At 69.1% G+C, this 1471-nt stretch carries 1 protein-coding gene; it reads right to left on the reverse strand.

Annotated features, from left to right (window positions below; all coding sequences use genetic code 11):
• Nucleotides 1-12: 12 nt before the first annotated feature.
• On the reverse strand, nt 13-1251 hold the full coding sequence (locus tag KN815_RS05775; protein WP_216340659.1) for an RNA-guided endonuclease InsQ/TnpB family protein: 1239 nt from the start codon (nt 1249-1251) through the stop codon (nt 13-15).
• Between the last annotated feature and the right edge of the window lie 220 nt (nt 1252-1471).

Raw genomic sequence — 1471 nt, forward strand, 5'->3', positions numbered from 1 at the left:
AACTACCCGGCGCTAAAGCGTCGGGCTTGCGCAACGGGCACCACTGGCGATGGTGCTGCGTTCGCGTCCAGCCCCGTCCCGCTGGCGCGGTGGTGGGGCGGGGGCCGTTGACGGGGCCCCGCGTCGCCGCAACTCCCACGCACGGGCGCGGATGTTGCGGGAGCCGTTCCGGTCTGCGTGATCAACGAATCCGCAGGACCGGCACGCGAACCAGGCCTGGGAGACCCGGTTCGCCCTGTCGATGTGCCCGCATTCGGCGCAGGTGCGCGAGGTGTATGCCGGATCGACGTACACCACCGGCACTCCCGCCCGGCGGGCCTTGTACGCGATGAATGCCCCCATCTGGTGAAAGGACCAGCCGGCGTGGGTGGCCCGTTGGGGCTTGCGGAGCCGTACCCGTTCACGGATGCCCGTCAGGTCTTCCAGGGCGATCCCGCGACCGGTGCGTTCAGCCTCGGCCACCACATGCTTCGCGATTTTGTGGTTGATGTCCTTCGCCCGTCGCGCCTCCTTGCGCCTGCGCTTCTTCAGGCGGCGCTTGGCGGACGGGGTGTTCTTCTTCTGGAGTTTGGTGCGCAGGGTCCGTTCCCGGGTGCGGGCGCGGTTGATCTCGCGTCCGGCCATGATCTCGCCGTCGGAGGTGGTGGCGATGTTGACGATGCCCAGGTCGACGCCGAGGAAATCGCGCGGATGGGTGTTCGGCTCGGGCTCGGGGACCTCGCAGGTCGCCGACAGGAACCACATGCCGTCCCGGCACAGCAGGTCCGACTCGCCCTTGCGGTACAGGGCAAGCATGGCCAACTGCTCCGCAGAGGCGGTGAAGGCCACGTCCTTGACGCGCCCGGCCACAGTCCAGACCGAGACCCGCCGCCCGCCGATCTGCCAGGACAGCATCCGGTCGTCGTACGGCTGCGCCCCTTCCGGCCGGAAGACGATCGGCTTCCCGGTGGCCTTCCGGTACCGCTTCGAGCCGGGCCTGCCCAGATTCCCCGCCGTCAGGTTCGCCTTCAGCGTGGCGTACGCGTCACACGTCTTCCTGATCACGTGCTGGGCGGCCTGCGCCCCCAGCCCCCACCGCGCCCTGACCTCGCCGTAGGTGTGCTCACGCAGCGCGAAGTTCCGCTTCACGTCCTTCTCGAACGCCACACCGCTGGCCCAGGTGGCTGCCTCGTTGCAGGCGCGCAGAGTCGCCTCGAGTGCCGCCGCCTGCTCGGGCGTCGGCACCAGTCTCACCTGCACTGTCAGCTTCACGATCACCCAACGTACACACACGTACGACCACCCACCGCATGTTCCCCCTTGATCACCCGACCGGGTGAACCCGTCACCGCGCACCATCCCTCCGGCTCCGCCGGAGACGACCCCCGGCCGCTCCGCGACCGTGCACCCAGCAGCGATACCGCGGCGCTCCGCGCCGCAACCACAAGGATGCGATTCCTCCCAGGGCTGAAGCCCTGGGGTTCCTCGCAAG

The organism is Streptomyces niphimycinicus (assembly GCF_018883605.1).
GTDB classification, from domain to species: Bacteria; Actinomycetota; Actinomycetes; order Streptomycetales; family Streptomycetaceae; genus Streptomyces; species Streptomyces niphimycinicus.